This window comes from Photobacterium galatheae (genome assembly GCF_000695255.1).
Taxonomy (GTDB): domain Bacteria; phylum Pseudomonadota; class Gammaproteobacteria; order Enterobacterales; family Vibrionaceae; genus Photobacterium; species Photobacterium galatheae.
The window spans coordinates 1-26,926 of sequence record NZ_JMIB01000037.1 but is presented as its reverse complement, the minus strand read 5'-3'; the positions used below and the strand labels follow the sequence as shown (position 1 = coordinate 26,926).

Genomic DNA, 26,926 nt, shown 5'->3' with positions numbered 1-26,926 from the left:
ACGTAGGCCGTTTTATATTTTATCCGGCGCCTGATTCACTTTTTTAGACAGGAATGCAGTTTTGACTAGCGAGAACAAAACGCTGAATATCACCGAAATCCAAGCACTTCTTCCACACCGTTACCCATTCCTGATGGTTGACAAAGTGGTGAACTATGAAGAAGGCAAGACCCTGACGGCAATTAAAAATGTGTCTGTGAATGAGCCGCAATTTACCGGCCACTTTCCGAAAATGCCGGTATTTCCGGGCGTACTGATTCTGGAAGCGATGGCGCAGGCAACCGGTCTGCTGGCGTTTAAAACGTTCGGTGCACCTGCTGAAAACGAACTGTACTACTTTGCCAGTATCGACAATGCCAAATTCCGTAAACCGGTTGGCCCTGGCGATCAATTGGTCATTGAAGTCGAATTCCTGAAAGAACGCCGTGGCATCGCTATGTTTAATGGTGTGGCGAAAGTAGACGGCGATGTCGTTTGTTCTGCTGAGCTGAAATGCGCAAGACGAGAGTTTTCATGATTCACGAAACAGCACAGATCCATCCATCGGCGGTGATCGAAGATGGTGTGAAAATCGGTGCCAACGTCACCGTAGGCCCATTTACTTACATCGCGAAAGATGTAGAAATCGGCGACGGCAACGAAATTATGTCGCATGTTGTGATTAAAGGCCCGACGACCATCGGCAAGGATAACCGAATTTTTCCTTATGCCATCATTGGTGAAGAGTGTCAGGACAAGAAATACAACGGTGAGCCGACCCGTGTGGAAATCGGCGACCGCAACGTGATTCGCGAAAGTGTGCAAATCCATCGGGGGACGGTGCAGGACAAAGGTGTGACCATTGTCGGCAACGATAACCTGCTGTGTGTGAATGCACATGTTGCACACGACGTCGTGATCGGTGACCACACCCACATTGGCAACAACTCAATTTTGGGTGGTCACGTGACTGTCGGCGATCACGCGGGCGTGATGGCATTGTCGGCCATTCACCCATTCTGTACAGTGGGTGCTTACAGCTATGTCGGTGGCTGTTCTGCCGTGGTGCAGGATGTTCCACCTTACGTGCTGGCGCAGGGGAACCACGCCACGCCGTTTGGCCTGAATATTGTCGGCTTGCAGCGCAATGGTTTTGAAAAGCCGGAACTGCATGCGCTTCGTCGTGCTTATAAAGAGATTTACCGCTCGGGTAAAACTCAGGCTGAAGTGAAACCCGTACTGGAAGAAATGGCGAAAGACTGGCCATCGGTTGGCTTGTTCCTCGACATGCTGAATCACACCACACGCGGAATTATTCGCTGATATGACGAAACCACTTCGCATAGGAATAGTCGCCGGGGAGATCTCCGGCGATATTTTAGGGGCCGGCTTTATCGAGGCGGTCAGAGCGCGCTATCCGGATGCTGAATTTGTCGGTGTCGCGGGGCCGCGTATGCAGGCGTTAGGCTGTGAAGCATTGTTCGACATGGAAGAACTGGCCGTTATGGGGATCGTCGAAGTGATTGGTCGATTACCTCGCCTGTTTCATGTCAAAGCCGAGCTGGTGAAATACTTCACCGACAATCCGCCGGATGTTTTCGTGGGGATTGATGCGCCAGATTTTAACCTGCGTCTTGAAAAAGATCTCAAGCAGCAGGGTATCAAAACGGTCCATTACGTCAGTCCGTCTGTGTGGGCCTGGCGGCAAAAGCGTATTTTTAAGATTGAAGCGGCAACGCACCTGGTGCTGGCTTTTCTGCCGTTTGAAAAAGCGTTTTACGATCAATTTAACGTGCCTTGTGAGTTTATCGGCCATACGATGGCGGATGCGATCCCGCTGGAAACCGACAAAGTTGCTGCACAACAAAAGCTGGGGCTGGACCCTGAAAAACGCTGGTTGGCCGTGTTGCCTGGCAGCCGGGGCGGCGAGATGAGCTTATTGGCTGAGCCTTTTATTCAGACCTGCCAGATTTTAAAGGCGAAGTATCCAGAGCTGGGATTTGTCGTGGCACTGGTCAATCAGAAGCGTCGCGAACAGTTTGAGCAGGCCTGGAAAGCCACGGCACCTGAGCTGGATTTTGTGCTGGTGGATGATACCGCACGGGATGTGATGACCGCTTCGGATACGGTATTGCTGGCTTCGGGCACGGTTGCGCTCGAATGTATGCTGGTGAAGCGTCCAATGGTGGTTGGCTATAAAGTGAAGCCCCTGACGGCCTGGCTTGCTAAGCGGATGCTGAAAACCAAGTATGTTTCTTTACCGAATATTCTGGCGGATCGCGAACTGGTGCCTGAACTCCTGCAGGAAGACTGTGTTCCGGAAAAGCTGGCTGCTGCGGTTGAGCAAAGTCTGGCTTCTGAGAACACCGCGCTGATGGCTGAATTTACCCGTCTGCATCAGTTGATCCGTTGTGACGCCGATAAGCAGGCCGCCAATGCGGTGCTGACGCTAATCGGAAAATAAGTTAAATCACGGCCGGAGTTGTCTGTATTCCGGCCAGAGTGAACCAATCATGCAATACGAACCTTTTGTTTACCCGGATGCTCAATTGATTGCCGGGGTCGATGAAGTCGGCCGAGGCCCATTAGTGGGCGCGGTAGTCACCGCAGCAGTGATTCTGGATCCGGCCAATCCGATTGAAGGATTAACGGATTCTAAGAAGCTCAGCGAGAAAAAGCGCCTGGCTTTGTTTGATGAAATCAAAGAAAAAGCCTTGAGTTGGTCACTGGGCCGCTGCGAGCCGGCTGAAATTGATGAGCTGAATATTTTACAGGCGACTATGGTTGCCATGCAGCGTGCGGTTGCAGGACTCTCCGTTCAGCCCGATTTTGTGTTGATCGATGGCAATCGGGTGCCTCAGTTGCCGATGCCGGCTCAGGCGGTGGTGAAAGGCGATTTGCGAGTGGCCGAAATCAGCGCCGCGTCGATTTTGGCAAAAGTGACCCGAGATCAGGAAATGGTTGAGCTGGATGCCCGTTTTCCTGCTTATGGGTTTGCACAGCATAAAGGCTATCCGACCAAAGCGCATTTTGCAGCACTGGAAGAATTCGGTGCGATTGATGAGCACCGGAAAAGTTTTAAGCCAGTTCGAGAGCGAATTGCACAAAATTTGAAGTAACAGTTTCCCGGTACTTGCGTTGCCGGGAAATCATTTTAGACTCAACCTCTGTTTGTGTCTTAACGGCTGAATTGACGACATCATCATGGCAGAACCACGCTTTATACACCTGCGCATCCACAGTGACTTTTCAATGGTCGATGGCCTGAGTAAGGTCCCGCCACTGGTCAAAAAAGTCGCCGAGTTGGGGATGCCAGCAATGGCCCTGACAGATTTCACGAACCTTTGTGGTCTGGTGAAGTTCTACTTTGCGGCGCACGGTGCCGGAATCAAGCCGATCATCGGTGCTGATTTTAAAGTGCGTTGCGATGAAAATGGCGATGATCTGACGGATCTGACCATTCTTGCTGCTGATAATGATGGGTATAAAAACCTGACCCTGCTGATTTCGAAGGCTTATCAGCGTGGTCATGTTCAGCATATGCCGGTGATTGACCGTGACTGGCTGATTGAGCACAAGCAAGGACTGATCCTGTTGTCTGGTGGGAAGGGCGGTGATCTCGGTCAGGCGTTGCTCAAAGGCAATAAAGCTGCTGTTGAACGCTGTGTCACTTTCTACAAAACCCATTTTCCCGATTGTTATTATCTGGAGCTGGTGCGAACTGGCCGTCCGGATGAGGAAGCTTATCTGCATTTTGCAGTTGAGCTGGCCGCAGAGGCGGAGTTGCCTGTGGTGGCTACCAATGATGTGCGCTTTATCAGTCCGGAGCAGTTTGACGCCCATGAAATCCGGGTCTGTATCCATGACGGTTTTACGCTGGTCGATCCCCGCCGCCCGAAAAACTACAGTGCTCAGCAATATCTGCGCAGTGAAGAAGAGATGTGCGCGCTTTTTGCCGACATCCCGGAAGCACTCGAAAACTCCGTTGAGATTGCCAAGCGCTGTAATGTGACAGTACGTCTCGGTGAATACTTCCTGCCAAACTTCCCGACCGGAGATATGACGACGGAAGACTTCCTGGTTCTGAAATCCAAGGAAGGTTTGGAGCGACGTCTTGAATTTCTGTTCCCGGATGAAGAAGTCCGTCAGCAGCGCCGCCCTGAGTACGACGAGCGTCTGGACATTGAACTGGAAGTGATCAACCAGATGGGGTTCCCCGGTTACTTCCTGATCGTGATGGAATTTATCCAGTGGTCGAAAGAGAACGGCGTGCCGGTGGGGCCGGGACGGGGGTCGGGTGCTGGCTCACTGGTGGCCTATGCACTGGATATCACCGATCTGGACCCGCTGGCATTTGACCTGCTGTTCGAACGATTCCTGAACCCGGAACGGGTGTCCATGCCCGACTTCGATATCGATTTCTGTATGGACAAGCGGGATCAGGTGATTGATCACGTGGCCGAAATGTATGGCCGGGATGCGGTCTCTCAGATCATTACCTTCGGAACCATGGCTGCGAAAGCTGTGATTCGTGACGTGGGCCGGGTGCTGGGTCATCCGTATGGTTTTGTCGACCGGATTTCCAAACTGGTGCCGGCTGAACCGGGTATGACGCTGGCGAAGGCTTTTGATGCCGAACCACAGCTCGGAGAAGTCTATGAGTCGGACGAAGAAGTCAAAGAACTGATTGATATGTGCCGGGTGCTGGAAGGGGTAACCCGAAACGCCGGTAAGCACGCGGGTGGCGTGGTGATTTCACCGACCACGATTACCGACTTTGCACCACTGTATTGTGATTCGGAAGGTCACCATCCGGTGACTCAGTTTGATAAGAACGACGTGGAAACCGCAGGTCTGGTGAAGTTTGACTTCCTGGGGCTGCGGACACTGACCATCATTGACTGGGCGCTGGGGATGATCAACCCGCGTCTGGAAAAGCTGGGCAAACCGCCGGTGAATATCGCAGCGATCCCGATGGACGATGCGAAGTCTTTTGCCATGTTGCAGCGCTCGGAATCGACTGCAGTATTCCAGCTCGAATCCCGCGGGATGAAAGATCTGATCAAACGTCTGCAACCGGACTGTTTCGAGGACATGATTGCACTGGTGGCTCTGTTCCGTCCGGGACCGCTGCAATCGGGCATGGTAGATAACTTCATCGACCGGAAACACGGGCGTGAAGAAATCTCTTACCCGGATGCAACCTATCAGCATGAATCGCTGAAGGAGATTCTGGAACCGACCTACGGCATCATCCTGTATCAGGAACAGGTCATGCAGATTGCGCAGGTGCTGGCAGGTTACAGCCTGGGTGGTGCTGACCTGTTGCGACGGGCGATGGGTAAGAAAAAGCCTGAGGAGATGGCCAAACAGCGGGCCACGTTTGAAGAAGGCTCGGTGAACAACGGCGTCGACGGCGAACTGGCGATGAAGATCTTCGATCTGGTGGAAAAATTCGCCGGATATGGCTTCAATAAATCGCACTCAGCCGCCTATGCCTTGGTTTCGTACCAGACCCTGTGGCTGAAAGCGCACTTTCCGGCAGAGTTCATGGCGGCGGTGATGACCGCCGATATGGACAATACCGACAAAGTGGTTGGACTGGTTGAAGAATGCCAGCGTATGAACCTGAAGATGTTGCCTCCGGATGTGAATAAAGGGCTGTACCGATTCACAGTGGATGAAGAAGGAGCCATCGTTTATGGCATCGGTGCCATCAAGGGCGTAGGTGAAGGCCCGATTGAAAACATCATTGCAGCGCGTGAAAAAGACGGACATTTTAAAGATCTGTTTGATTTCTGTGCCCGAATCGACACCAAAAAGGTGAACAAACGGGTACTGGAGCGGTTGATCAAAGCCGGTGCGATGGATCGTTTGGGGCCGAACCGTGCGGCCATGATGGCCACGCTGGATGATGCCCTGAAAGCGGCAGGTCAGCACCATCAGGCGGAAGCTTTTGGTCAGGCCGACATGTTTGGCGTTCTGACGGCCGCACCGGAAGAAGTTGAAAAAGCCTATGCCAATATTCCTGAATGGCCAGAGAAAATCTGGCTGGAAGGAGAGCGGGATACGCTGGGACTGTATCTGACGGGGCACCCGATTAACAGCTATGTTCGTGAACTGAAGCATTATGTGACCTGGCGGCTGAAAGATGCCCATCCGACGGGGCGGGATAAAGTGGTGACAGTCGCCGGGCTGGTGATTGCGGCCCGGGTGATGACAACCAAACGTGGCACACGCATTGGCGTACTGACACTGGATGACCGATCGGGCCGGATGGAGGTCATGCTGTTCTCCGAGGCTTTGGATCGATATCTCGATTTGATTGAAAAAGACCGTATTCTGGTCGTTTCCGGACAGGTCAGCTTTGATGATTTTAATGGCGGCCTTAAAATGTCCGCACGTGAAGTCCTTGATATCTCAGAAGCTCGAGAAAAGCATCTGCGAGGTCTTGCCATCTCGCTGACAGAAAGGCAAATTGATCACACATTTTTTGAGCGTTTCAGCAAAGCGCTGGAACCACACCGGGCAGGTACTGTTCCGGTGAATATTTATTATCAGCGTTCGAATGCGCGCGCTAAACTTACCCTGGGCACGGAGTGGCGGATTACGCCGAATGATGAGCTCATCACTGATCTCAAAGTGCTATTGGGCGAGCAGCAAGTCGAATTTGAGTTTAATTAATGCGTCCGGCACCTGTGTTGGCAGGTCGCTTAACATGGACAAAGGATTACAAGTCGTATGAGCCTGAACTTCCTGGATTTTGAACAACCGATTGCCGAATTAGAAGCAAAAATTGAAGCATTGCGTGACGTGTCGCATCGCGACAAGTCAGCTTCGGTCGATCTGGACAAAGAAATTTCCCAGCTTGAACAAAAAAGCCTGGAACTGACCAAGAAAATTTTTGGTGATTTGGGTGCGTGGCAAGTTGCCCAATTGGCACGCCATCCACAGCGTCCGTACACGCTGGATTATGTCGAACATATTTTTACGGAGTTTGATCCGCTGGCGGGTGACCGTGCTTTTGCTGACGATAAAGCGCTGGTGGGTGGTATTGCCCGTCTGGATGGTCGCCCGGTGATGGTGATTGGCCATCAGAAAGGCCGCGAAACCCGTGAAAAAGTACTGCGTAACTTTGGGATGCCAAAACCGGAAGGTTACCGTAAAGCCCTGCGCCTGATGCGTATGGCTGAGCGTTTCCGTATGCCAATCATCACTTTCATTGATACTGCGGGTGCCTATCCGGGTGTTGGTGCGGAAGAACGTGGTCAGTCTGAAGCGATTGCGATGAACCTGAAAGTCATGGCGGGTCTGACCGTGCCAGTGATTTGTAATGTGGTCGGTGAAGGGGGTTCCGGCGGCGCGCTGGCTATTGGTGTGGGTGACTGTGTCAACATGCTGCAGTACTCGACCTATTCGGTTATTTCGCCAGAAGGCTGTGCATCAATTCTGTGGCGTGACTCAGATAAAGCCCCTCAGGCTGCGGAAGCGATGGGGATGACAGCAGACCGTCTGAAAGAACTGGGTCTGATTGATAACATTATTGGTGAACCTCTGGGTGGCGCACACCGTGATGTTACGACTATGGCTGCCAACATCAAACAGCAGTTGCTGAAAACGCTGGACGAGCTGGAAGCGATGGACGAAGAAAGTCTGCTGGAGCGTCGTTATCAGCGTCTGCTGAGCTACGGCTACTGCTGATTATTCATCGAACAGAATATCGGAAAAACGGGTCGCCTTGTGCGACCCGTTTTGTTTTCTGGCTTCACGGTCGATGACTCGGGTTAACATCTCGGGTTGCCCTGCGATAAGATAAGGGCGTTGACCCTCTCCAGTACAGTTTACGGAACCCCCATGCTGTTGAACCAATTTGCCGACACACTACGACGCTTATGCCCAGAGCCTGCACCGCTTGTGCTGGCGTTCAGCGGTGGTCTCGACTCCCGGGTGCTCCTGCATCTACTGAGCCGTTTTGTCCGTGACTATCCGGATTATCCGGTGACAGCGGTGCATGTTCATCATGGTCTCAGCCCAAATGCTGACCGTTGGATGATGCAATGTGAAGTTTGGGCAAAGCAGGATGCTGTTCCTTTTTTTGCTGAGAAAGTGACGGTGCGTACGGGCAGCCGGATCAGTCTTGAGCAGGCGGCCAGAGATGCCCGTTATCAGGCGCTGGCGAAATACGTGACGGATGGGGCGAATTTACTGACGGCTCAGCATGCAGACGATCAACTGGAAACCCTGTTGCTGGCGCTGAAGCGTGGCAGCGGACCTGCCGGACTCGCTGCGATGCCGGTGCGTAAAGTGTTTGCCGGAGGCGCTCATCTGCGGCCATTGCTGGAGTTCAGCCGGGCTGTGCTGGAGGAATATGCGCGGGCGCACAACTTGTGCTGGGTTGAGGATGAAAGTAATTCTGATACACGCTTTGATCGGAATTTCCTGCGACAGGATATTCTCCCTTTGCTGACTTCACGCTGGCCGGGGCTCCGTCATTCTGCGACGCGCAGTGCGGCGCTGTGCGGAGAGCAGCAGATGCTATTGGAAGGGCTGCTGGCGGATAAGCTCAGTCAGCACCGTTTGTCTGACGGCAGTCTGAATCTGGCCGGGCTTCAGGACGAAGTTCAGGGCCGGGCACTGATTCGTCTCTGGTTACAGCAACAAGGGCTGCCTCTGCCATCGAAAGCGCAACTGGAGCAGGTCTGGCATAGTGTCTGTCTGTCCCGTGAAGATGCAAATCCTTGTGTATCGCTGAACGGCTATGAGATTCGCCGATATCAGCAGCAGCTCTATGCGATTGAGCCGATGCCGGACATCAGCCAGTGGCGGGCAGAGATGTTGCTGAATCAGCCTTGTCAGTTACCGTCGGCATTGGGAAGCCTGACACTGTCAGAGTGTCCGACGTTCGGACAACCATGGGTGGAAGCCCTGCGAGCCCCCAAGCCGGATGAACCGATCTGGGTTGGCTTTGATCCCAGCGGTTTGAGCGCGCATCCCGTCGGCCGGGCCGGCAGCCGTAAATTGAAGAAACTGTTTCAGGAATATGGCGTGCCAAGCTGGCGACGCCGACAGACGCCATTGTTGTTCTACGGTGAGCAGCTGGCTGCTGTCGCGGGTTTGTTTGTGGTGAAAGGCTTTGAAGGCGATGCGTGTCGGTTGGTCTGGAAGTGTGATCCCCTACACTGACATCAGAGGCAGGAATGTAGATAGTCGTCAGTGTTTCAATGTCGATAAAACTAGAAAAATGAGGATCCTATGAAAAAAACACTGACGCTGACACTGATCGCGACGCTATTTTCCCTGCCAGCACTGGCAGCGGGTGATGCCCAGGCCGGAAAATCCAAAGCTGCAATTTGCGCGGCTTGTCATGGCGCGAATGGGATCGCGGTGATTCCCGGCTATCCGAACCTGAAAGGGCAGAATGCGCAGTATATTGTTAACGCTCTGAAATCGTATAAGAGCAAAGAACGTACTGGTGGGAATGCCTTAGTGATGCAGCCACAGGCCGCGATGCTGAGCGACACAGATATGGAGAATGTCGCAGCATATTTCTCCCAAATGAAATAAGTTGGATGGATATCCGCCTCAGGGCGGATATTTTTTTATCTGAGCGGATTTCGAATGAATATCTCTCTGGATGATTAATATTTGTCCAGTCGGTTAGACTGTCATTGATAATGACCTTAATTAAATATATTGTACTAGTCCACTGATACATTGAGGTTGTGAATCATGGCAGGAACACGAGAACATTTTGGCTCACGGATGGGCTTTATTCTGGCTGCGGCAGGGGCTGCGGTTGGATTAGGGAATATCTGGGGGTTCCCGACCCAGGCCGCCAGCAATGGTGGTGGTGCTTTCCTGCTGGTTTATTTGCTGATGATCCTGGTGGTCGCCTTCCCGATGCTGATCGTGGAAATGGCCATTGGTCGTCATGGACAGGCCAACCCGGTCGATAGTATGCGTCGCCTGAGTGACAATCCGGTCGCGAAACGCACCGGTGCCTTGGTGGGTTGGATTGGTTTGATGGTGCCTTGTCTGGTGCTGGCTTTTTACAGCATTGTGGCTGGCTGGTTAGTGACGTTCCTGATGGCAGCAGTCACAGACATTCTGGGCCTGACGGATCTGACGGCTTGGTTAAAAGGCTTTTCGGTTTCTCGTAACCTGTTCGGTGCGGCAATCTTTTATCTGCTGACCATTCTGATCGTACAGAGCGGGGTGAAAGAGGGGATCGAGAAGTGGTCGACCCGGCTGATGCCTGCGCTCTTTGTTCTTTTCTTGCTGTTGTTTGCCTATATCATGACGCAAGATGGCGCAATAGATGGTTTGAAGCATTATCTGATTCCGGATTTCAGTAAGGTACTGGAACCTAAGCTGTTGCTGGCTGCGATGGGACAGGGTTTCTTCTCTCTGACGATTGGTGGCTGTTCAATGCTGATATACGGCTCTTATCTGAGCAAGAAAGAGAACCTGCCTAAAATGGCGCTGAGTGTGACCCTGGTTGATACTGCGGTGGCCTTTATCGCCGGTCTGGTGGTTCTGCCTGCGATGTTTGTCGCGATGCAGAAAGGGGTTGCTATCTATGCGGATGACGGCTCACTACTCAGCTCAGATACCCTGGTCTTTACTGTACTGCCGATGCTGTTCGATAGTCTGGGCTTTGCCGGTCAGCTCATTGCATTGGTGTTTTTCGTGCTGATGACGATTGCGGCTCTGACTTCATCAATCTCTATGCTGGAATGTCCGGTTGCGCTGGTGAGTGAGCGCTTCGATACCAGTCGTAAATCGACCAGCTGGGTGTTGGGTGGGGTAATTGCTGTCTTCAGTGCCGTGATTATTTTTAACTTTGGTGCGCTGTTTGGACTGGTCGCGACCATTGCAACGCAGTATTTCCAGCCGGTTGCGGCACTGCTGTTCACCTTGTTTGGCGGTTGGGTATGGTCTCGGCACAGTAAACTGAAAGAGCTGAGTGAAGGAAACCCAGAGTTGGAGCAATCTCTGTTCTGGAAGGTTTGGCCGCTCTATGTGAAGTTTGTCTGTCCGGTGTTGGTTGCAACGGTGCTGGTTTCTTCCTTCAGCTAAGCGGGCATGAGCGCAGCAGATGATTTTAAAAAACGGAAAGCCAGTGTGCTTTCCGTTTTTGGTTTGAACGATCAGGTTCAGCGGAATTGCTTGGCTTCCGGCAGATAATCGAAACCGGCCGCTGCCAGTTTGGCGATCAGTACAGCCTGGTCGATTTCGTAAAAGCGTACTAAAGCTTCTAAATCCCCGAATTCATCACGAATCTTCATATTCACGATGCTCATCAGCATCACGGGATCCATGGTTTCAAACTTTTTGAGATCCATCAGTTGTCCTCGTGATCACTGATCAGCAAGTTGGCCGCAGCAAAAGCTGCTTGCTCTCGTACTGTGGTTGGCAGTTCCGGGTTGGCGGCGATGTCATTTAAAGCACGCACTGCACAGGCAATCGCAGCGGGAATATAACCTTGATCTCCGCTACCGATTTGGCTGTAACTTTGACGGACAAGTTCGCAACAGTCGGCGACTTTCATGGGCTCTCCTGATAGACAACAAAAGAATAGGAGTTTTGAGCTTACCGTGAACGGTTTGGGAGGTCGAGAGGCTATTTGGAACGTTTGTGTTGATAAAGCTGTTTGTCTGCACGTTCCAGCAGGCTGATGGGAGAGTCACCACGGCGATATTGGCTTGTGCCGATGGAGGTGCCGATATCGAGACTGCGCAGTGTGTGGTCTCGTGTCATCCGGGTCATTACCCGCTGAATGACTTTCTGCGCCGACTGCTCCGAAGCGGGTTGCAGTAGCAGGACAAATTCATCCCCCCCCATCCGGTAACAGCGATCGGAGGTGCGGACGGATTGTTTCAAAATGGAAGCAAAACGTCGGATGACGTTATCACCATCTAAATGACCGTATTTATCGTTGACCTGCTTGAAATTGTCCAAATCAAACAGGAGCAAGACGAGGCCGACCTGACGGCGTTCACTCATGGCAATGGCGTGGAGGATATCCTGATCCAGACAACTGCGGTTTCGCAGGCCGGACAGGTGATCCCGCATCGCCATTTCTTTCACCCGACGATATTCCATCGCACTGAACAGCGGGCCAGCCAGCAGTCTGTGGTAGGTGTGGAGCAGATTGACTTCATCCTGATCCAACGCATAAGGGGTATCGTACTGGAGTTCGCCTAGCGGTTGATCTGCGTACCGAAGGACAAAGCACTGTCGGTTGTCGGTTGACGGGCCATGGCGAACGAGGGTGGTGGTGGCGTCCTGACGCCAAAGCATCCGATTGACGTCAATTTGCTTTTCCACCTCCATGGCAAAGACTTCCAGCAATAACGTCAATTCTGGTTTCCCCTGCAATTTTTGCAGGATCAGCAAGCGCTGATCAGCACCCAGCGGTTTTGCTCGGGTTGGTGAAGAATCAGCCAGCGATTTTTGCCAGAGAATCGGATCCATGATTAATGTTATTGAATAGTAAGGGTTTTAATATAGGAGATTTTGGAACCAGATCAATAGAAAATGGAACAAAATGAAAATCTCTCATTGTTTTTATTCTAAAAACGATCGTAGCTCACCTTCACGTTCTTGCGCATCAACATACCCTAAATGAATCAGAGCATGAATATAATTCGGCTCGAAAAGGATGTAACTGGTCAGCGCGGAATCATCTTTGGGACTAATCCCTAAGAGTCGCATCAGGCTCCGGGTGGCCAGTGGCATATGATGGTAGAACGCCTGAGCCAGCGGCTCAAAAGACTGGCTGGGAAACAAATGCAGGGTTTCGACTGCTTTGGTGGCCATCGTTTCACGTTCCGCTTCAGGCAGTTTGTGGAGCAGGTTATTGGTATATTCCAAATGCTCCAGCTCAGCAGCCATGGTGTCACTGAATATTGTGTCCATCAGGTGGCCGGTCAGCATCCCCAAACCGGGTGCCTGTGTCGGATCTCTGGGTTTGAGCCGCTGATTGATCAAATCAATGATCAGTATTTTGTCCGCGCCCATTTTCATGGACGGGCGCAGCGGTGTCAGTTGATGAATCGAACCATCCCCATAATACGCCTGACCAATCCGGCTGGCCGGAAATACAAAGGGGATCGCGGAAGAGGCCAGTAGGTGTTCTGTGTTGATCAGCGACCGGCGTCCTTTCGAGGTTGAATGCGTCCAGGGTTCAATACTTTGTTGACCCTGAAAAAAGCTAATCGTTTTCCCGCTTTTGTAACTTGATGTTGTGACGGATATTCCATGCAGATTTCCCGCCAGGATCTGATGCTCCAGGCGAGCATAATTGTTTGCCTGATTCAGCAGTTGTCGCAATGGTCGGTTATCCAGCAGGCCAAAGGGTGGTCTGGGATGATAAGGTGCCTGCAGTCGGGCAAGCAGCTGGTGTAATAAGTGCTGTGTGATTCCGAAAGTACTGGATCGGAATACGCGACGACTGTGGAGTCTTGCCCAAATCCATTCGAGTTTTTTCACTCCCAGGCGGAAACAGGAAGCATAGCAGGCAATGGCGGTTGCGTTGATCGCCCCTGCAGATGTACCGCAATAGATGTCAAACGGGCTGTGGTGGTTTCGTGGATACCACTCGGAAATCGCTTTCAGTACACCCACCTGATAGGCAGCTCGGGCACCGCCGCCAGAGAGCAGGAGACTGATTTTTGGCTTTTCCTTGCCCATACGGCACTTTCACTCCAATGGTAAAAACAAATATCGCAGACTTTGGGGGCGTCTAGTTCGATGATAAGACTCAGTTTATGCCTATCTTAGACTGAATTTCTGTGGCACAGATACGAAAAAGCCTCCCGAAGGAGGCTTTGGTCAATTGTTCTGGCTGTTATGCCAGCTTTTGCTTGATGAAATCAGCAATGCTGTCCGCGGCAACCGGCTCTTTGTTACCGGTACGGCGGTCTTTGTATTCCACTTCGCCATTTTTCAGGCTGCGGTCGCCAATCACCACAGTGTGTGGCACACCGATCAGCTCCATATCGGCGAACATGACACCCGGACGCTCTTTACGGTCATCAAACAGCACTTCGATGCCAGCAGCCGTCAGGTCTGCATACAGCTTTTCTGCAGCCTGCTGAACTTCTTCAGACTTGTGCATGTTCATCGGAACGATGGCAACCTGGAATGGTGCAATGGCGTCCGGCCAGATAATGCCGTTTTCATCGTTATTCTGCTCAATGGCAGCCGCGACGACACGGGTACAGCCGATGCCGTAACAACCCATTTCCATGACGGCTTGCTTGCCGTTGGCATCCAGAACGGTCGCGCCCATAGAAGCAGAGTAGTTGGTGCCGAGCTGGAAGATGTGGCCGACTTCGATACCACGTTTAAGCATGATGGTGCCTTTACCACATGGGCTTGGGTCGCCTTCATTAACGTTACGCAGATCTTCAACACGACCCAGCTCAACGTCACGGCCCCAGTTGATTCCAAAGTAGTGTTTGTCATCAACGTTCGCGCCGGCACCGAAGTCGCTCATGACGGCAACGCTGCGGTCAACGATGAACGGGATGCTCAGGCCGACAGGACCCAGAGAGCCAGGGCCAGCGTTTACAATCGCACGGATTTCTTCTTCGCTTGCGAATTCCAGCGGCTTGGCAACACAATCCAGATTCTCGGCTTTGACTTCGTTCAGTTCGTGGTCGCCACGGACGATCAGGGCGATCAGTTCAGCTTCAGATTCTTCAGAAGCTTTCACGAACAGAGTTTTTACGGTTTTCTCAATCGGCAGACCGAATTGCTCAACCAGCTCAGCGATGGTTTTTGCATTTGGCGTATCAACCAGCTTCATGTCTTCCGTTGGTGCGGCACGCTCGACGGCTGGTGCCAGCGCTTCGGCTTTTTCGATGTTGGCTGCGTATTCTGATTCGGTTGAGAAAGCAATCAGGTCTTCACCGCTTTCCGCCAGCACGTGGAATTCGTGTGAACCGCTTCCCCCGATGGAACCTGTGTCTGCCAGAACTGCGCGGAAGTCCAGGCCCATACGGCTGAAGACATTGCTGTATGCCTGGTACATGTCCTGGTAGGTTTCCTGCAGGCTTTCTTTGTCCAGGTGGAAAGAGTAAGCATCTTTCATGATGAATTCACGGGAACGCATCACACCAAAGCGTGGACGAACTTCATCACGGAATTTGGTCTGAATCTGATACAGGCTCAGCGGCAGCTGTTTGTAAGATTTGACCTCGTTGCGCACCATGTCGGTGATGACTTCTTCATGGGTCGGACCCAGTACAAACGGTCGGTCGTGACGGTCAGCGATGCGCAGCAGCTCAGGACCAAATTTGTCCCAACGGCCTGTTTCCTGCCACAGTTCAGACGGCTGAACCACAGGCATCAGCGTTTCGACTGAACCGGCTTTGTTCATTTCTTCACGAACAATAGTTTCGACCTTACGCAGGACGCGCAGACCAGTAGGCAGCCAGGTGTACAAACCTGAGGCCAGCTTACGGATCATACCTGCACGTAGCATCAGCTGGTGGCTGATCACTTCTGCGTCGTTTGGAGTCTCCTTCAAGGTAGAAAGAAGATATTTACTGGTACGCATTGATGGTATCCGTTGGTAATTATGAGGTTGATTTGGAAAGACGTATATTAGCAGCGTATCGGCCTTTCGCCAAAGGGAACCCGATGCTGATTGGTTTTCCGATGACGTGAATCATCGGAAAATAGGGTAAGTATGGTGTGATTATTCAGGTGATGCCAAATCTTCGACCCGGACTTTGTTGTCTCCATAGCGGAACTGGACGTTGTAGTCGAACAGCAGCACGCCATAAAGTTTGTCGTCGTTTTTGCCTTTTTTGTAGGCCGGGCGAGGGTCCTGGGCTAGCACTTCTTCAATCACAGCCCGATGATAGGTTGCATCTTTTCCGTTGAGTTTTGCCAGTGCCTGTGGGGTGAATTCCACCGGCAACAGGGCGGGCGTTTCTGCGGCAAAACCGCCGTGGGCTTCGGGCAGACTGTCTGAGTAGGGAATATAAGGTTTGATATCAATGACAGGCGTGCCATCGACCAGGTCAACACCGGCCAGATCCAGAAAGACCTGTCCATTGACCTGACGAACCTCCAAGAGCTGAATGGCGGACATCCCAATTCCATTCGGGCGGAAGGTCGCTCGGCTGGCAAATACCCCGATCCGCTCATTGCCGCCAAGACGTGGAGGTCTGACCGTCGGGCGCCATCCGGCAGAGAGATTCTGATCAAACAGAAACAATAACCACAGGTGACTGAACTGTTCTATGCCCCGGACAGATTCAGGGCTATTGGCATCACCGCAGAGGGCCAGTGTCGCCCTGGCACTGGGGACCAGACCGGGTTGACGCGGAACAGCGAATTTTTCTTTGTAGGGCGAATGAATGATGCCAACGGGCTTGAGCTGAAATGTCTCTGTCATGGTGTTTTTGGGTTGAGAAAAAGTTTTCGCAGACCATATCACAAGAGCCAGCGGCAAGGCCCGAAGAAAAATCACTTGTTGATAATGACCATCAAGTGTTATGTTATATTATAACAATTAATGATGGGGGCGTTATGAAGGCAGGCATTCATCCTGAATACCGAAAAGTGGTGTTTCACGACACCAGCGTGGACAAATATTTCGTTGTTGGCTCAACACTGAAAACAGACAAGACGATCATGTGGGAAGATGGAAAAGAATATCCGTATTTTTTACTGGATATCTCTTCTGAATCGCATCCGTTTTACACCGGGAAGCAGCGGATCATTCAATCCGAAGGTCGGATGGCAAACTTTAAGCGCCGTTTTGCGGCATTTAGCAAATAAGGAACTTTCATGCAGGTTTTAAGTTCATTGAAAAGTGCGAAGCAGCGTCATCGTGATTGTCAGGTGGTGAAGCGCCGTGGCCGGATCTATGTGATCTGTAAATCGAATCCGCGTCTGAAAGCGGTGCAGGGGAAAGTGAAAAAGAAAAAGTAAGCGACAAAAAGAAAGCCCCGTTAAGGGGCTTTCAGATGTTTGACGGGTGTACAGTGTCTGGCGGATTACCAGCCTTTCACCACGCCACCTTTAAAGATTGTCATCGCAGCATCGTTCACTGCATCAGACTGGTAAGCTTTCACGAACGTTTTCACGTTTTCAGCATTCACGTTGTCTTCACGCGCGACAATCAGGTTCACATAAGGTGATTCTTTATCTTCCACGAAGATGCCGTCATGTTCTGGCGTCAGATCAATGGTGCTGGCATAGGTGTTGTTGATAATGGCCAGTTTCACATCATCCAGTGAACGTGGCAGTTGAGGGGCTTCCAGCTCCACAATTTGCAGGTTCTTCGGATTTTCAACGATATCCAGCACGGTTGCTGTCAGACCCACACCTTCTTTTAGCTTGAGCAGACCTTGTTGTTGCAGCAGCAGCAGAGAGCGCCCCAGGTTGGTTGGATCGTTTGGCACTGCGATTTGGTCGCCGTCTTGCAGTTCATCAATGGAGGCGATTTTGCTTGAGTAAGCCGCGATTGGGTAAACAAAAGTGTTTCCGGCAATGGCGAACTTGTAGCCGCGGTCTTTGACTTGCTGATCCAGATAAGGCTTATGCTGGAATGCATTCACATCAATGGAACCTTCTTCCAGTGCTGCGTTTGGTGAAACATAGTCAGTGAAGGTGATCAGTTCAACATCCAGACCATACTTGTCTTTGGCTTCTTTCGCGGCGACTTCTGCAACCTGAGCTTCAGAACCTGCCATGACACCAACTTTGATTTTACTGTTGTCAACTGCGGCTTCTTTTTCACCACAACCGGTCAGAGCCAGCGCTGAAGCAAGTCCTGCCACTGCGAAGAAGTGTTTTATATTTAGTGCCATTGTACATCTCCTATGTTCAGGGTATCCCTGTACTTTGTTGTCGTTGTATTTCACTAACTTATCGGTATCGCCTGAATATGATGTCCGGCGAATGTGAGTTTTTTGTCTTGTTCCCGTTAACTTATCTGTGGTCGACATGGCGAACCAGGTGATCGCCGGCTGACTGAATCAGCTGAACCAGAATCACCAGCATGACCACGGTAATCATCATTACTGTGCCGTCAAAGCGCTGATAACCGTAACGGATACCGACATCGCCCAGACCGCCACCACCAACGGTTCCTGCCATCGCGGAATAACTGACCAGTGTGACCAGAGTAATGGTGGCCGCATTGATAATGCCTGGCAGTGCTTCCGGCAGCAGTACCTTACGGATGATCTGAGTTGGGGTTGCTCCCATGGCCTGTGCGGCTTCAACCAGACCGTTCGGAACTTCCAGCAACGCGCCTTCAACCAGACGGGCAATAAAAGGAATCGCGCCGACGGTCAGGGGGACGATTGCCGCAGCGGTACCGATTGAGCTGCCGACCACAAAGCGGGTAAATGGAATAATAGCAACCAGCAGAATAATAAACGGGATTGAGCGGCCAATATTGACGACAGTGCCCAAGGTTTTGTTCAGACCCGGATTGGCTATCAGGCCTTTGGGTTTGGTCAGATGAAGGGCAACGCCTAATGGAATACCAATGGCGAAGCCAATGACACCAGAAGCAAAGACCATCATCAGGGTTTCACCCAGTGCTTCTGTTAAAAGACCAATCAGACGTTCGTTGGTTTGCCACCAGGTGGCGATTGAATCAAGCAACATAACCCAGCACCTCTACATTAACTTTGTGTTCGCGAAGGAAAGCGATGGCTTGTTGGGTCGCTTCTTCTGTTCCGAAAAACTCTGCCAGCATCAGGCCAAATTTGACGCCGCCGGCGTAGTCCATATCAGCGCTCAGAATATTGGCATCAATGCCAAACTGACGTGAGACCTGGCTGAGCAGCGGGGCATCGACAGAGGCTCCGGTAAATTCAAGACGAATCAGCGGATAGTTGCTGTCTGTGCGGGTGGCTTCCAGCCGTGCCTGATAATCTTCCGGAATAGAAAGATCCAGGGTTGCGCGAATGAATTCACGTGCCAGTTCCGTTTTGGGGTGAGCGAAAATATCGCCGACCGGGCCTTTTTCGACCAGCTCGCCATGACCGATGATGGCGACTTCGGAGCAAATACTTTTCACCACATCCATTTCATGGGTGATCAGCAGAATTGTCAGGTTCAGCTTGCTGTTGATTTCTTTGAGTAACGCCAGAATTGACTGAGTAGTTGCCGGATCCAGGGCGCTGGTCGCTTCATCGCACAGCAGAACTTTTGGATCTGAAGCCAGCGCGCGAGCAATGGCGACACGTTGTTTCTGGCCGCCACTCAGGTTCGATGGGAAAGCAAGGTGCTTATCGGCCAGACCGACCAGTTGCAGCAGTTCGGTGACTTTTCGTTTGATCTCATTTTTTTCTGTGCCGGCCAGTTCGAGAGGCAGTGCCACGTTGTCAAATACAGTCCGGGAAGACAGCAAGTTGAAATGCTGGAAAATCATGCCGATTTTACGGCGGGCCAGGGTCAGCTCCTGACTGGATAGCTGTGTCAGATCGACGCCGTCAACAATCACATGTCCGGAAGTTGGTTTTTCCAGCAGATTGACGCATCGGATCAGGGTACTTTTACCAGCGCCGGACGCACCGATCACGCCAAAAATGCTGCCTTCCTCGATGCTGAGGTTGATATCGCGCAGGGCGTGGATGTCTTTATCCCCGACCTTGAAAACTTTATTGACCCTGTTGATTTCTATCATTCTGTGTCCTGCTACTACTTTGAACTTGCCGGAAAATGTGTATCCAGCATAGTGTCGCGGTCATTGTTTCGCCTGTTTTAATGATTTTGTATGCTGAGTGGGCGCATGACCTTGTTATTTGTTTGTGTTTGCGGAATTTTTCCGTGTCATCTGTTGCCTGATGCTAGGGTGTCTAGATGGCTAAGTCAATAGGTATTTTTACGTCTAGACGTCTAAATGGTGGTTTTCAGAGATTGTGCTGAAATCTGTTGTGAGCACGGCTTTGTGCCCTGAAGCGGATTAAAGAGGTGAATCCACCAGACAGCCATGCCATAATTTAGTCAATTTTGATTTCGAGATTTAGGTGATCGCTTGGCTAAGCCTGCTGTGTTTATCGACCGTGATGGCGTGATTAACGTTGATCATGGTTATGTCCATACCGTGGATGATTTTGAATATATTGAAGGTGTGTTTGACGCCTGTAAGCAGCTCAAGGAGATGGGATATCTTCTGGTACTGGTGACAAATCAGGCCGGTATTGCCAAAGGGATGTACACGGAAGATGAGTTCCTGAGCCTGACCGAGTGGATGGACTGGAATTTTGTCGATAATGGCGTGGAGTTTGATGGGATTTATTATTGCCCGCATCATCCGACTGAGGGGCAGGGTGAATATCTTCAGGACTGCAAATGCCGTAAACCTAAACCGGGTATGTTTATTTCTGCCCGCGATTTTCTGAAGATCGATATGGCGCGTTCAATCATGATTGGTGATAAAACCGATGATATGAAAGCGGCTGAGGCAGCAGAAGTCGGCACGAAGATTCTGGTTCGCACGGGTAAACCAGTGACAGAGGCCGGTGAAGCTTTGGCGACGGTGGTGCTGGATAGTGTTGCTGATGTGCCAAAATGGTTGGCCGCTGTAAAATAGGTTGGCCGCTTTCAATCATCAAATGCGTCATACTTTTTTTGCTTAAGCAGGCCAGTGGCCTGCTTTTTATAGGCTTCACCAGCAGGCAAGTTATAGGTTTCGCCAGCAGACCAGAGATATTCAACGCAAAGCGTTCTTTATTTTTTGGAATGAGCTTCATCTCTGGTCTGATATTGCATCCAGCCAGTCATACGCTTTATTTATCAATTTTTTTCATCTCGCAATTCACCTCGAAATATTGAATCTTATTTCAGGATGATGTTTGTTGTTCCGCATTTATTTCTCTTCTCTTTTTATTTTTGTTTTGTTTATGAAATAAGACGGTGAAGCATACTCAGCAACGAAAGAGTTGAGTTATTGAAAATAAGAATGTGATTCATACCCATTTGATCGCTTTGTTTCCGTGACGACAGGATGTCTTGGCTGACGGATGGCAAGTTTGGGCAAGTGCTATACTGCGATTGAAAGGAATTGTGTTCATGACAGGGAGTCTCGATCGCGGATGTTGTCGTATTTTTTGCGTCGATTGGTGTTAGTGGTCCCCACGTTTATTGGGATCACTGTGCTGATCTTTGTCCTGACCCGGTTTGTGCCGGGCGGGCCTGTTGAGCGGATGCTGGCAAATATTCAGGCGCAGCAGGGCATGTCTGCCTCGCCGTCCATGGCTGGGGAGAGTAACGCGCTTTCTGAAGAGCAACTGGCAGAACTGAATGCCTTTTATGGGTTGGATAAGCCCGTTTTTGAAGCTTACAGCGAGTGGTTGACGAAATTGGTGCAGCTGGATTTCGGTTTATCAACCCGTTACTACGAACCGGTGTGGGACATGATTATGGAGCGCCTGCCCGTTTCTTTGTTTTATGGTGGCGTCACTTTCTTTCTCAGTTATTTTATCTCAATTCCTTTGGGCTACTACAAAGCCTTGAAACACGGCAGTCATTTTGACTCGGCTTCTTCGATTCTGATTTTTGTTGGTTATGCGCTTCCGGGGTATGTGATTGGTGTCTTGCTGATCACATTTTTTAGTTATCAGCTGGAATGGTTCCCGATGGGGGGCTTTGTCAGTGATGATTTTGAAGACTATGAAAGTCTCTGGCGGCAAGTGAAAGATATTTTCTGGCATGCGTGTTTGCCATTAATTTGTTACCTGATTGGCGATTTTGCCACCCTCACGATGACCATGAAAAATAATATGATGGAAACGCTGTCGGCGGATTATATCCGGACCGCCATCGCAAAAGGGCTCCCTTTTTCTCAGGCGGTCCGCCGCCATGCCTTGAGAAATAGCCTGATCCCCATCGCGAGTCATTTTGGGAACTCCCTGCTGTTTTTTATGACGGGATCGTTTCTCATTGAGGTGATTTTTAATATCGATGGGGTTGGCTTATTAGGGTATGAATCGATTATGGAGCGGGATTATCCGGTTGTGATGGGGATTGTGGCGATCAATGCCGTTTTATTAATGCTGGGCAATATTATTTCCGATATTTGTGTTGCTCTGGTGGATCCTCGTGTGAGATTCGGAGCCTGAATATGCTGCAACTGAGTCCATTAACCCAGAAAAAAATCAAACGGTTTAAAGCAATCCGGCGTGGATACTGGTCTTTGGTGATTCTCATTACTTTACTGGTGTTGTCATTATTTGCTGAGTTTCTGATTAACAGTAAAGCCTTGGTTGTGAAATATCAGGGCGACTACTTTTTTCCTGTGTTGAGTGATGTGCTGCCTGGGACAGCCTTTGGCGAAGATTATCAGAGTGAAGCGAGGTATCGTGAACTAAAACAACGATTTACTGAGGCGGGGCAAGGCGACTACGTCATGATGCCACTGGTGCCCTGGAACCCGCTGGAACAGGATTTCAGTGGTGATTTCCCTCCGACAGCACCAGATGCTGAATCTCATCATTATTTAGGCACAGATATTATCGGGCGGGATATTCTGGCCCGGCTGGTATATGGCTTTCGCATTGCGATGGGATTTGCCTTGCTGACGATGGCGATTTCTTATGCCATCGGCACTATGGTTGGTTGTGCAATGGGATTTTGGGGTGGAAAGTTTGATTTGCTGGTGCAGCGGTTTATTGAAGTTTGGTCCATGGTGCCGTTTTTGTACGTCATTATGATTTTGGTCTCGATTACTCAGCCGTCTTTTACCTTATTTGTCGCCATCAATGTGCTGTTTAGCTGGATGGGAATGACCTGGTACATGCGCACCATGACTTACAAGGAAGTCGCCAGAGATTACGTGATGGCTGCCAGAGCGATAGGGGCATCAAACTGGCGTATCCTTTATGCACATATATTGCCGAATGTGATGGTGATGATTGTGACGCTGGCGCCTTTTACCATCGCGGCCAATATTACGGCGCTGACAGCACTGGACTATCTTGGTCTGGGACTGATGCCGCCAACCCCAAGCTGGGGAGATTTATTGCAACAGGGGAAATCGAATTTAGATGCGCCCTGGATCGTGACGACGGTTGTCACGGCCATTGTGGCCGTACTGGTGATGGTCACTTTCATTGGCGAAAGTGTCCGTGCTGCTTTCGACCCTAAGAAATTTACCCGTTATAGTTAACAGAGTAGCCATACAACAAGGACGTATGATGAAAAAGACGCTGAGCATACCTGTATTTCTGGTCATGGCCCTTGGCAGCCCACAACTGGCGGCTGCCGAGTTACCTGCGGGACTGAAATGGCAATCGAACCTGCATGAACCGCGTTTTGCTTCTCCGCAGGCCAAGTTTGGCGGTACGTTTCATACCTATATTGAAAGTTTTCCGCAAACTTTCCGAACTGTCGGTCCGGATTCTAACGGACGATTTCGGTCATGGCTGTTAGACAGTCGCCCGGCAGCGGTGTCTCGTCATCCAAACACCCAAGCCTGGATTCCGGATATTGCGTCTGAATGGGCTTACGGAAATGATGACAAGACTGTGTATTTTCGGATCAACCCTCGGGCGAAATGGTCTGACGGGAAACCGATTACTGCCGATGACTTTACCTTTGTCCTGACCTTTATGCGCTCTAAAGACATTGTTGCCCCTTGGTACAATACCTTTTACACCCAGCAGATTCAGGACGTGATTAAATATGATGATCTGACGTTTGCCGTGGTGTCTGCTGAGAAACGGAATGCTGAAGAACTGATGCTTTATGCCAACCTGAGGCCCATCCCAGCGCATTTTTATCGGCCTAAATCCGACAAAAATAACGACGGCATTCAGGACAATTTTGTTCGTTATTACAATTTCAAACCGGAGCCATCTGCCGGACCTTATTATGTTGATGAGGTAAAAAAAGGAAAATCCATCTCTTTTAAGCACGTTGGTCAGGACTGGTGGGGGTATAGCAACCCTTATTACCAGCATCGCTACAATGTGGCAAAAATCCGGATTAAAGTGATTCGCGACAAAGACATCGCTCGCCAACATTTCGAGAAAGGAAACCTGGACTCTTTCTGGCTGGATACGCCGGAACTCTGGCGAGAAAAAACCGAAACTCCGAATTATGAGTATGGTTATATTCACAAGTTCTGGGGATACAACCAGATCCCGATGGGCGCAGGGGGAATCTGGATCAATACAGCCAAACCACTCCTGGATAAACTCGATATTCGTCAAGGGATTGCGTTGGCGAGCGATTTTGATGGCCTGATAAATAAAGTGCTGCGGGGAGATGTGATTCGTAAGCCCAATCCGATGGGGGTTGGGCATGGTGATTACACCAATGCCGGCATTCAGGCCCCGCCGTTCAGTCCCGAGCGTGCAATTCAGCATTTTGAAAAAGCGGGATTTCGTCAGGTCGGCCCGGATGGGATTCGGGTGAATGAGAAGGGGCAACGGTTGTCTTTTGCTATCACCTATAGCTATGGCTATCTCACCCCTCAGATAGCTTACCTGAAAGAACAGGCAAAGTTGGCGGGTCTGGAGTTCACCCTGAATTTGATTGACGGTTCATCTGCTTTTAAATATATCCTGGAGAAGAAGCATGAATTGTCTTTCCATAGTATGAGTACCAGTGAAATCCCCCAGTATTGGGAATACTTCTATTCGGGCAATGCCAACAAACCGCAGAATAATAATTTCACAAACTACAGTACGCCAGAGCTTGATCGGCTGATCATGGCGTATCGCTCCGAGTTTGACCTGGCGAAGAAAAAAGCATACGCCAGGCAGATCCAGTCTTTGATTGCGGATGCCAGCGTGATTGTTCCAGGGTACATGCGTCCTTATGCCCGGGAGGCGTACTGGCGTTGGTTGCAGATTCCAAAACCAGCGATGACGAAATCGACAGAGTTTTTGTTTCCATCTGGTACATCCCGCGATTTTGGTACTTATTGGATTGATGAATCCTTGAAGAAAGAAACCAAAGCGGCCATGAAGTCGGGGCGGTATTTTGAGCCGGTGACCATTGTTGAAGAGGCATATAAGCTTTGAATTGAGCTGGAGTGTTGCATGGTGAATCAAGAGGTGATCCTGCGTGTTCAGGATCTGGAGACTGAGTTCAGTACCGATGATGGTATTGTGCAAGTGCTGCACGGTGTCTCGTTTGACGTGAAAAAGGGCCGCACTCTTGGTTTGGTGGGGGAGTCTGGTTCAGGCAAGAGTGTGACAGCGATGTCGATCATGGGGCTGCTTCCGCAGCCCTATGGGCGAGTGACTCGAGGGAAGGTACTTTACCGGGAGAAAGATTTACTCCAGCTTTCAGCCAAAGAAATGTATGCGATGCGGGGCGATCGCATCTCAATGATTTTTCAGGATCCGATGACCGCACTGAACCCGGTCTACACCATTGGCAAACAACTCAATGAAGTTCTGGAACTGCATCGCCCGGAACTCAACAAAAAGCAGCGAAGCCTTTACTCGTTGGAAATGTTGAAAAAGGTTCGCATCCCGATGGCAGAAAAGCGGCTTGATGAGTATCCGCATCATCTGTCCGGGGGGATGCGGCAACGCGTGATGATAGCAATGGCTTTGGCCTGTAAGCCGGATATTCTGATTTGTGATGAGCCAACCACGGCGCTGGATGTCACCATTCAGGCCGAAATTCTGAGGCTCATGAAAGCACTACAGGAAGAAACGGGGATGGCGATGATCTTCATTACCCATGACTTAGGTGTTGTGGCGGAGATTTGTGACGATGTCGCTGTGATGTATGGAGGCAAAGTGCTGGAAACCGCCGACGTTTTTGAGCTGTTTGATTATCCTCAGCACCCTTATACCAAACGGCTGCTGGGGCTCATGCCTGATTTAGACAGGCCCGGCAAGCAGATGATCCCGTTTGAGCCCATCGATCCGACCTTGTTTCCTGAGTTCAGGAAATAACGGTCGGTCGCAATCGTTGTCAACATCAGGTGTAGTTCAATGGATGAAATTCTACGAATCGACAATCTGAAACAACATTTTGTCTCAGGTAAGGGCATCTTCAAGAAAGGGTACTCAATAAAGGCCGTTGATGGTGTGTCTTTTTCATTAGTCAGAGGAGAAACGCTTGGGCTGGTGGGGGAGTCAGGCTGCGGCAAGAGTACGTTAGGTCGCAGTATTCTTAAGCTGTTTGAGCCTACAGACGGCAGCATCATTTTTGAAGGACAAGATATTACAGGCTTTTCCCCGCGCCAGATGCGGCCGCTCCGCAAAGATATGCAAATTGTGTTTCAGGATCCGCTCGAATCCCTGAATCAGCGACACACCGTTGGTATGATCCTTGAAGAGCCATTCATCATTCATAAGATTGGTCATGCGGCTGAGCGTAAAAAGTGGGTGCTGGAATTGCTGGAGAAAGTGGATCTGCCTGCTGCTGCCGTGAATCGGTATCCGCATGAGTTTTCTGGGGGGCAGCGGCAGCGAATTGGAATTGCTCGGGCCATCGCATTAAAACCCAAGCTGCTTATTTGTGATGAACCCGTTTCTGCTTTGGATGTTTCAGTTCAGGCACAAATCCTCAACCTGTTACTGTCCTTGCAACAGGAAATGGCGCTTTCCGTGATTTTTATCTCGCACGATTTATCTGTGGTGAAACACGTTTCCGATCGGGTCGCGGTAATGTATTACGGAAAGATTGTCGAAATTGGCACAGCAGAACAGATCTATTTATCGCCTCAAGCGCAATATACCCAAACATTATTATCCGCGATTCCGATTACGCATCCGAGACAACGATGTGAAATCATCTCGGCGGCCTCGAAAACACCTTCAAATTCGGTCTCAAAATAAGCGTTCTGGGAGAAGTTAGCTCGCCATGGCTAAAAAATGCGCTATCAAAATAAAAATCAAAAAAAACTATTGCGCTCTCAGGCAAGCTCTCTATAATGCGCCTCCGTTGTCACGATAAACCAAACGGTTCAGCGAGATAACAAGTTCTTTAACAATTTGAC

26 protein-coding genes are annotated in these 26,926 nt (G+C 50.5%); 17 read left to right on the top strand and 9 right to left on the bottom strand.

Annotated features, from left to right (window positions below):
- Positions 1 to 61 precede the first annotated feature (61 nt).
- The 9 genes from fabZ (at position 62) to EA58_RS17570 (ending at position 11,058) form a co-directional block, all read left to right on the top strand.
- Entirely contained in the window at positions 62 to 517 is a 456-nt protein-coding gene (gene fabZ, locus EA58_RS17610; RefSeq protein ID WP_036755912.1) for a 3-hydroxyacyl-ACP dehydratase FabZ, read from the top strand.
- Entirely contained in the window at positions 514 to 1,302 is a 789-nt protein-coding gene (lpxA, locus tag EA58_RS17605) for an acyl-ACP--UDP-N-acetylglucosamine O-acyltransferase (RefSeq protein ID WP_036755909.1), read from the top strand. The genes fabZ and lpxA overlap by 4 nt, the downstream gene beginning before the upstream one ends.
- A gap of 1 nt (position 1,303) precedes the next feature.
- The gene (gene lpxB, locus EA58_RS17600) at positions 1,304 to 2,443 is read left to right on the top strand and encodes a lipid-A-disaccharide synthase (RefSeq protein WP_036755906.1); all 1,140 of its coding nucleotides are present in this window, start codon (positions 1,304 to 1,306) and stop codon (positions 2,441 to 2,443) included.
- Positions 2,444 to 2,492: 49 nt separating this feature from the next.
- Positions 2,493 to 3,098, top strand: coding sequence for a ribonuclease HII (rnhB, locus tag EA58_RS17595; protein ID WP_036755903.1), 606 nt, complete (start codon positions 2,493 to 2,495; stop codon positions 3,096 to 3,098).
- Positions 3,099 to 3,183: 85 nt separating this feature from the next.
- Complete coding sequence (gene dnaE, locus EA58_RS17590; RefSeq protein ID WP_036755900.1) at positions 3,184 to 6,663, top strand: DNA polymerase III subunit alpha; 3,480 nt, start codon at positions 3,184 to 3,186, stop codon at positions 6,661 to 6,663.
- Between the two features lie 57 nt (positions 6,664 to 6,720).
- Positions 6,721 to 7,680, top strand: coding sequence for an acetyl-CoA carboxylase carboxyl transferase subunit alpha (gene accA / locus EA58_RS17585; RefSeq protein ID WP_036755898.1), 960 nt, complete (start codon positions 6,721 to 6,723; stop codon positions 7,678 to 7,680).
- A gap of 153 nt (positions 7,681 to 7,833) precedes the next feature.
- Complete coding sequence (tilS, locus tag EA58_RS17580; RefSeq protein WP_036755896.1) at positions 7,834 to 9,162, top strand: tRNA lysidine(34) synthetase TilS; 1,329 nt, start codon at positions 7,834 to 7,836, stop codon at positions 9,160 to 9,162.
- 69 nt (positions 9,163 to 9,231) lie between these two features.
- A complete protein-coding gene (locus EA58_RS17575) occupies positions 9,232 to 9,543 on the top strand; it encodes a c-type cytochrome (RefSeq protein ID WP_036755894.1) in 312 nt (103 codons plus the stop codon).
- Positions 9,544 to 9,708: 165 nt separating this feature from the next.
- Positions 9,709 to 11,058, top strand: a complete 1,350-nt coding sequence (locus EA58_RS17570; protein ID WP_036755892.1) for a sodium-dependent transporter — start codon at positions 9,709 to 9,711, stop codon at positions 11,056 to 11,058.
- A gap of 77 nt (positions 11,059 to 11,135) precedes the next feature.
- Here EA58_RS17570 and EA58_RS17565 read toward each other — a convergent pair whose 3' ends face one another.
- The 6 genes from EA58_RS17565 to tsaA form a co-directional block, all read right to left on the bottom strand.
- The gene (locus EA58_RS17565; protein WP_036755890.1) at positions 11,136 to 11,324 is read right to left on the bottom strand and encodes a DUF4250 domain-containing protein; all 189 of its coding nucleotides are present in this window, start codon (positions 11,322 to 11,324) and stop codon (positions 11,136 to 11,138) included.
- Positions 11,324 to 11,530 carry a YaeP family protein gene (locus tag EA58_RS17560; RefSeq protein ID WP_036755887.1) on the bottom strand — a complete coding sequence of 69 codons (207 nt, stop codon included), beginning with the start codon at positions 11,528 to 11,530 and terminating at the stop codon, positions 11,324 to 11,326. The genes EA58_RS17565 and EA58_RS17560 overlap by 1 nt, the downstream gene beginning before the upstream one ends.
- 71 nt (positions 11,531 to 11,601) lie before the next feature.
- Positions 11,602 to 12,456, bottom strand: a complete 855-nt coding sequence (locus EA58_RS17555; protein ID WP_036755885.1) for a GGDEF domain-containing protein — start codon at positions 12,454 to 12,456, stop codon at positions 11,602 to 11,604.
- A 93-nt stretch (positions 12,457 to 12,549) separates the two neighbouring features.
- Positions 12,550 to 13,674: a patatin-like phospholipase family protein gene (locus EA58_RS17550; protein ID WP_036755883.1), complete on the bottom strand. Its 1,125-nt coding sequence runs from the start codon at positions 13,672 to 13,674 to the stop codon at positions 12,550 to 12,552.
- 157 nt (positions 13,675 to 13,831) lie between these two features.
- Positions 13,832 to 15,547: a proline--tRNA ligase gene (locus EA58_RS17545; protein ID WP_036755878.1), complete on the bottom strand. Its 1,716-nt coding sequence runs from the start codon at positions 15,545 to 15,547 to the stop codon at positions 13,832 to 13,834.
- A 141-nt stretch (positions 15,548 to 15,688) separates the two neighbouring features.
- Complete coding sequence (gene tsaA, locus EA58_RS17540; RefSeq protein WP_036756031.1) at positions 15,689 to 16,393, bottom strand: tRNA (N6-threonylcarbamoyladenosine(37)-N6)-methyltransferase TrmO; 705 nt, start codon at positions 16,391 to 16,393, stop codon at positions 15,689 to 15,691.
- A 134-nt stretch (positions 16,394 to 16,527) separates the two neighbouring features.
- Between tsaA and EA58_RS17535 the strand changes: the two genes are divergently transcribed.
- A complete protein-coding gene (locus tag EA58_RS17535; protein ID WP_036755875.1) occupies positions 16,528 to 16,779 on the top strand; it encodes a type B 50S ribosomal protein L31 in 252 nt (83 codons plus the stop codon).
- A gap of 9 nt (positions 16,780 to 16,788) precedes the next feature.
- A complete protein-coding gene (gene ykgO, locus EA58_RS17530; protein ID WP_036755872.1) occupies positions 16,789 to 16,932 on the top strand; it encodes a type B 50S ribosomal protein L36 in 144 nt (47 codons plus the stop codon).
- Positions 16,933 to 16,997: 65 nt separating this feature from the next.
- On the opposite strand, the gene EA58_RS17525 is transcribed toward ykgO, so the two are convergent.
- From EA58_RS17525 to metN, 3 genes are all read right to left on the bottom strand, one after another.
- A complete protein-coding gene (locus EA58_RS17525; protein WP_036755863.1) occupies positions 16,998 to 17,813 on the bottom strand; it encodes a MetQ/NlpA family lipoprotein in 816 nt (271 codons plus the stop codon).
- 121 nt (positions 17,814 to 17,934) lie between these two features.
- Positions 17,935 to 18,621: a methionine ABC transporter permease gene (locus tag EA58_RS17520; protein WP_036755861.1), complete on the bottom strand. Its 687-nt coding sequence runs from the start codon at positions 18,619 to 18,621 to the stop codon at positions 17,935 to 17,937.
- Positions 18,611 to 19,645 (bottom strand): methionine ABC transporter ATP-binding protein MetN, encoded by a 1,035-nt coding sequence (gene metN / locus EA58_RS17515; protein WP_036755859.1) that lies wholly within the window; start codon positions 19,643 to 19,645, stop codon positions 18,611 to 18,613. Before metN ends, EA58_RS17520 begins: the two co-directional genes overlap by 11 nt.
- Before the next feature lie 351 nt (positions 19,646 to 19,996).
- Here metN and gmhB point away from each other — a divergent pair, with 351 nt between their 5' ends.
- The 6 genes from gmhB (at position 19,997) to EA58_RS17485 (ending at position 26,765) form a co-directional block, all read left to right on the top strand.
- Complete coding sequence (gmhB, locus tag EA58_RS17510; RefSeq protein WP_036755858.1) at positions 19,997 to 20,554, top strand: D-glycero-beta-D-manno-heptose 1,7-bisphosphate 7-phosphatase; 558 nt, start codon at positions 19,997 to 19,999, stop codon at positions 20,552 to 20,554.
- Positions 20,555 to 21,056: 502 nt separating this feature from the next.
- Entirely contained in the window at positions 21,057 to 22,082 is a 1,026-nt protein-coding gene (locus EA58_RS17505; RefSeq protein WP_036755856.1) for an ABC transporter permease subunit, read from the top strand.
- A gap of 2 nt (positions 22,083 to 22,084) precedes the next feature.
- On the top strand, positions 22,085 to 23,128 hold the full coding sequence (locus EA58_RS17500) for an ABC transporter permease (protein WP_036755853.1): 1,044 nt from the start codon (positions 22,085 to 22,087) through the stop codon (positions 23,126 to 23,128).
- Between the two features lie 28 nt (positions 23,129 to 23,156).
- Positions 23,157 to 24,989 carry an extracellular solute-binding protein gene (locus EA58_RS17495; protein ID WP_036755852.1) on the top strand — a complete coding sequence of 611 codons (1,833 nt, stop codon included), beginning with the start codon at positions 23,157 to 23,159 and terminating at the stop codon, positions 24,987 to 24,989.
- Between the two features lie 21 nt (positions 24,990 to 25,010).
- A complete protein-coding gene (locus EA58_RS17490; RefSeq protein ID WP_152548101.1) occupies positions 25,011 to 25,877 on the top strand; it encodes an ABC transporter ATP-binding protein in 867 nt (288 codons plus the stop codon).
- Positions 25,878 to 25,916: 39 nt separating this feature from the next.
- Positions 25,917 to 26,765 carry an ABC transporter ATP-binding protein gene (locus tag EA58_RS17485; protein ID WP_081819732.1) on the top strand — a complete coding sequence of 283 codons (849 nt, stop codon included), beginning with the start codon at positions 25,917 to 25,919 and terminating at the stop codon, positions 26,763 to 26,765.
- Positions 26,766 to 26,926: the final 161 nt, after the last annotated feature.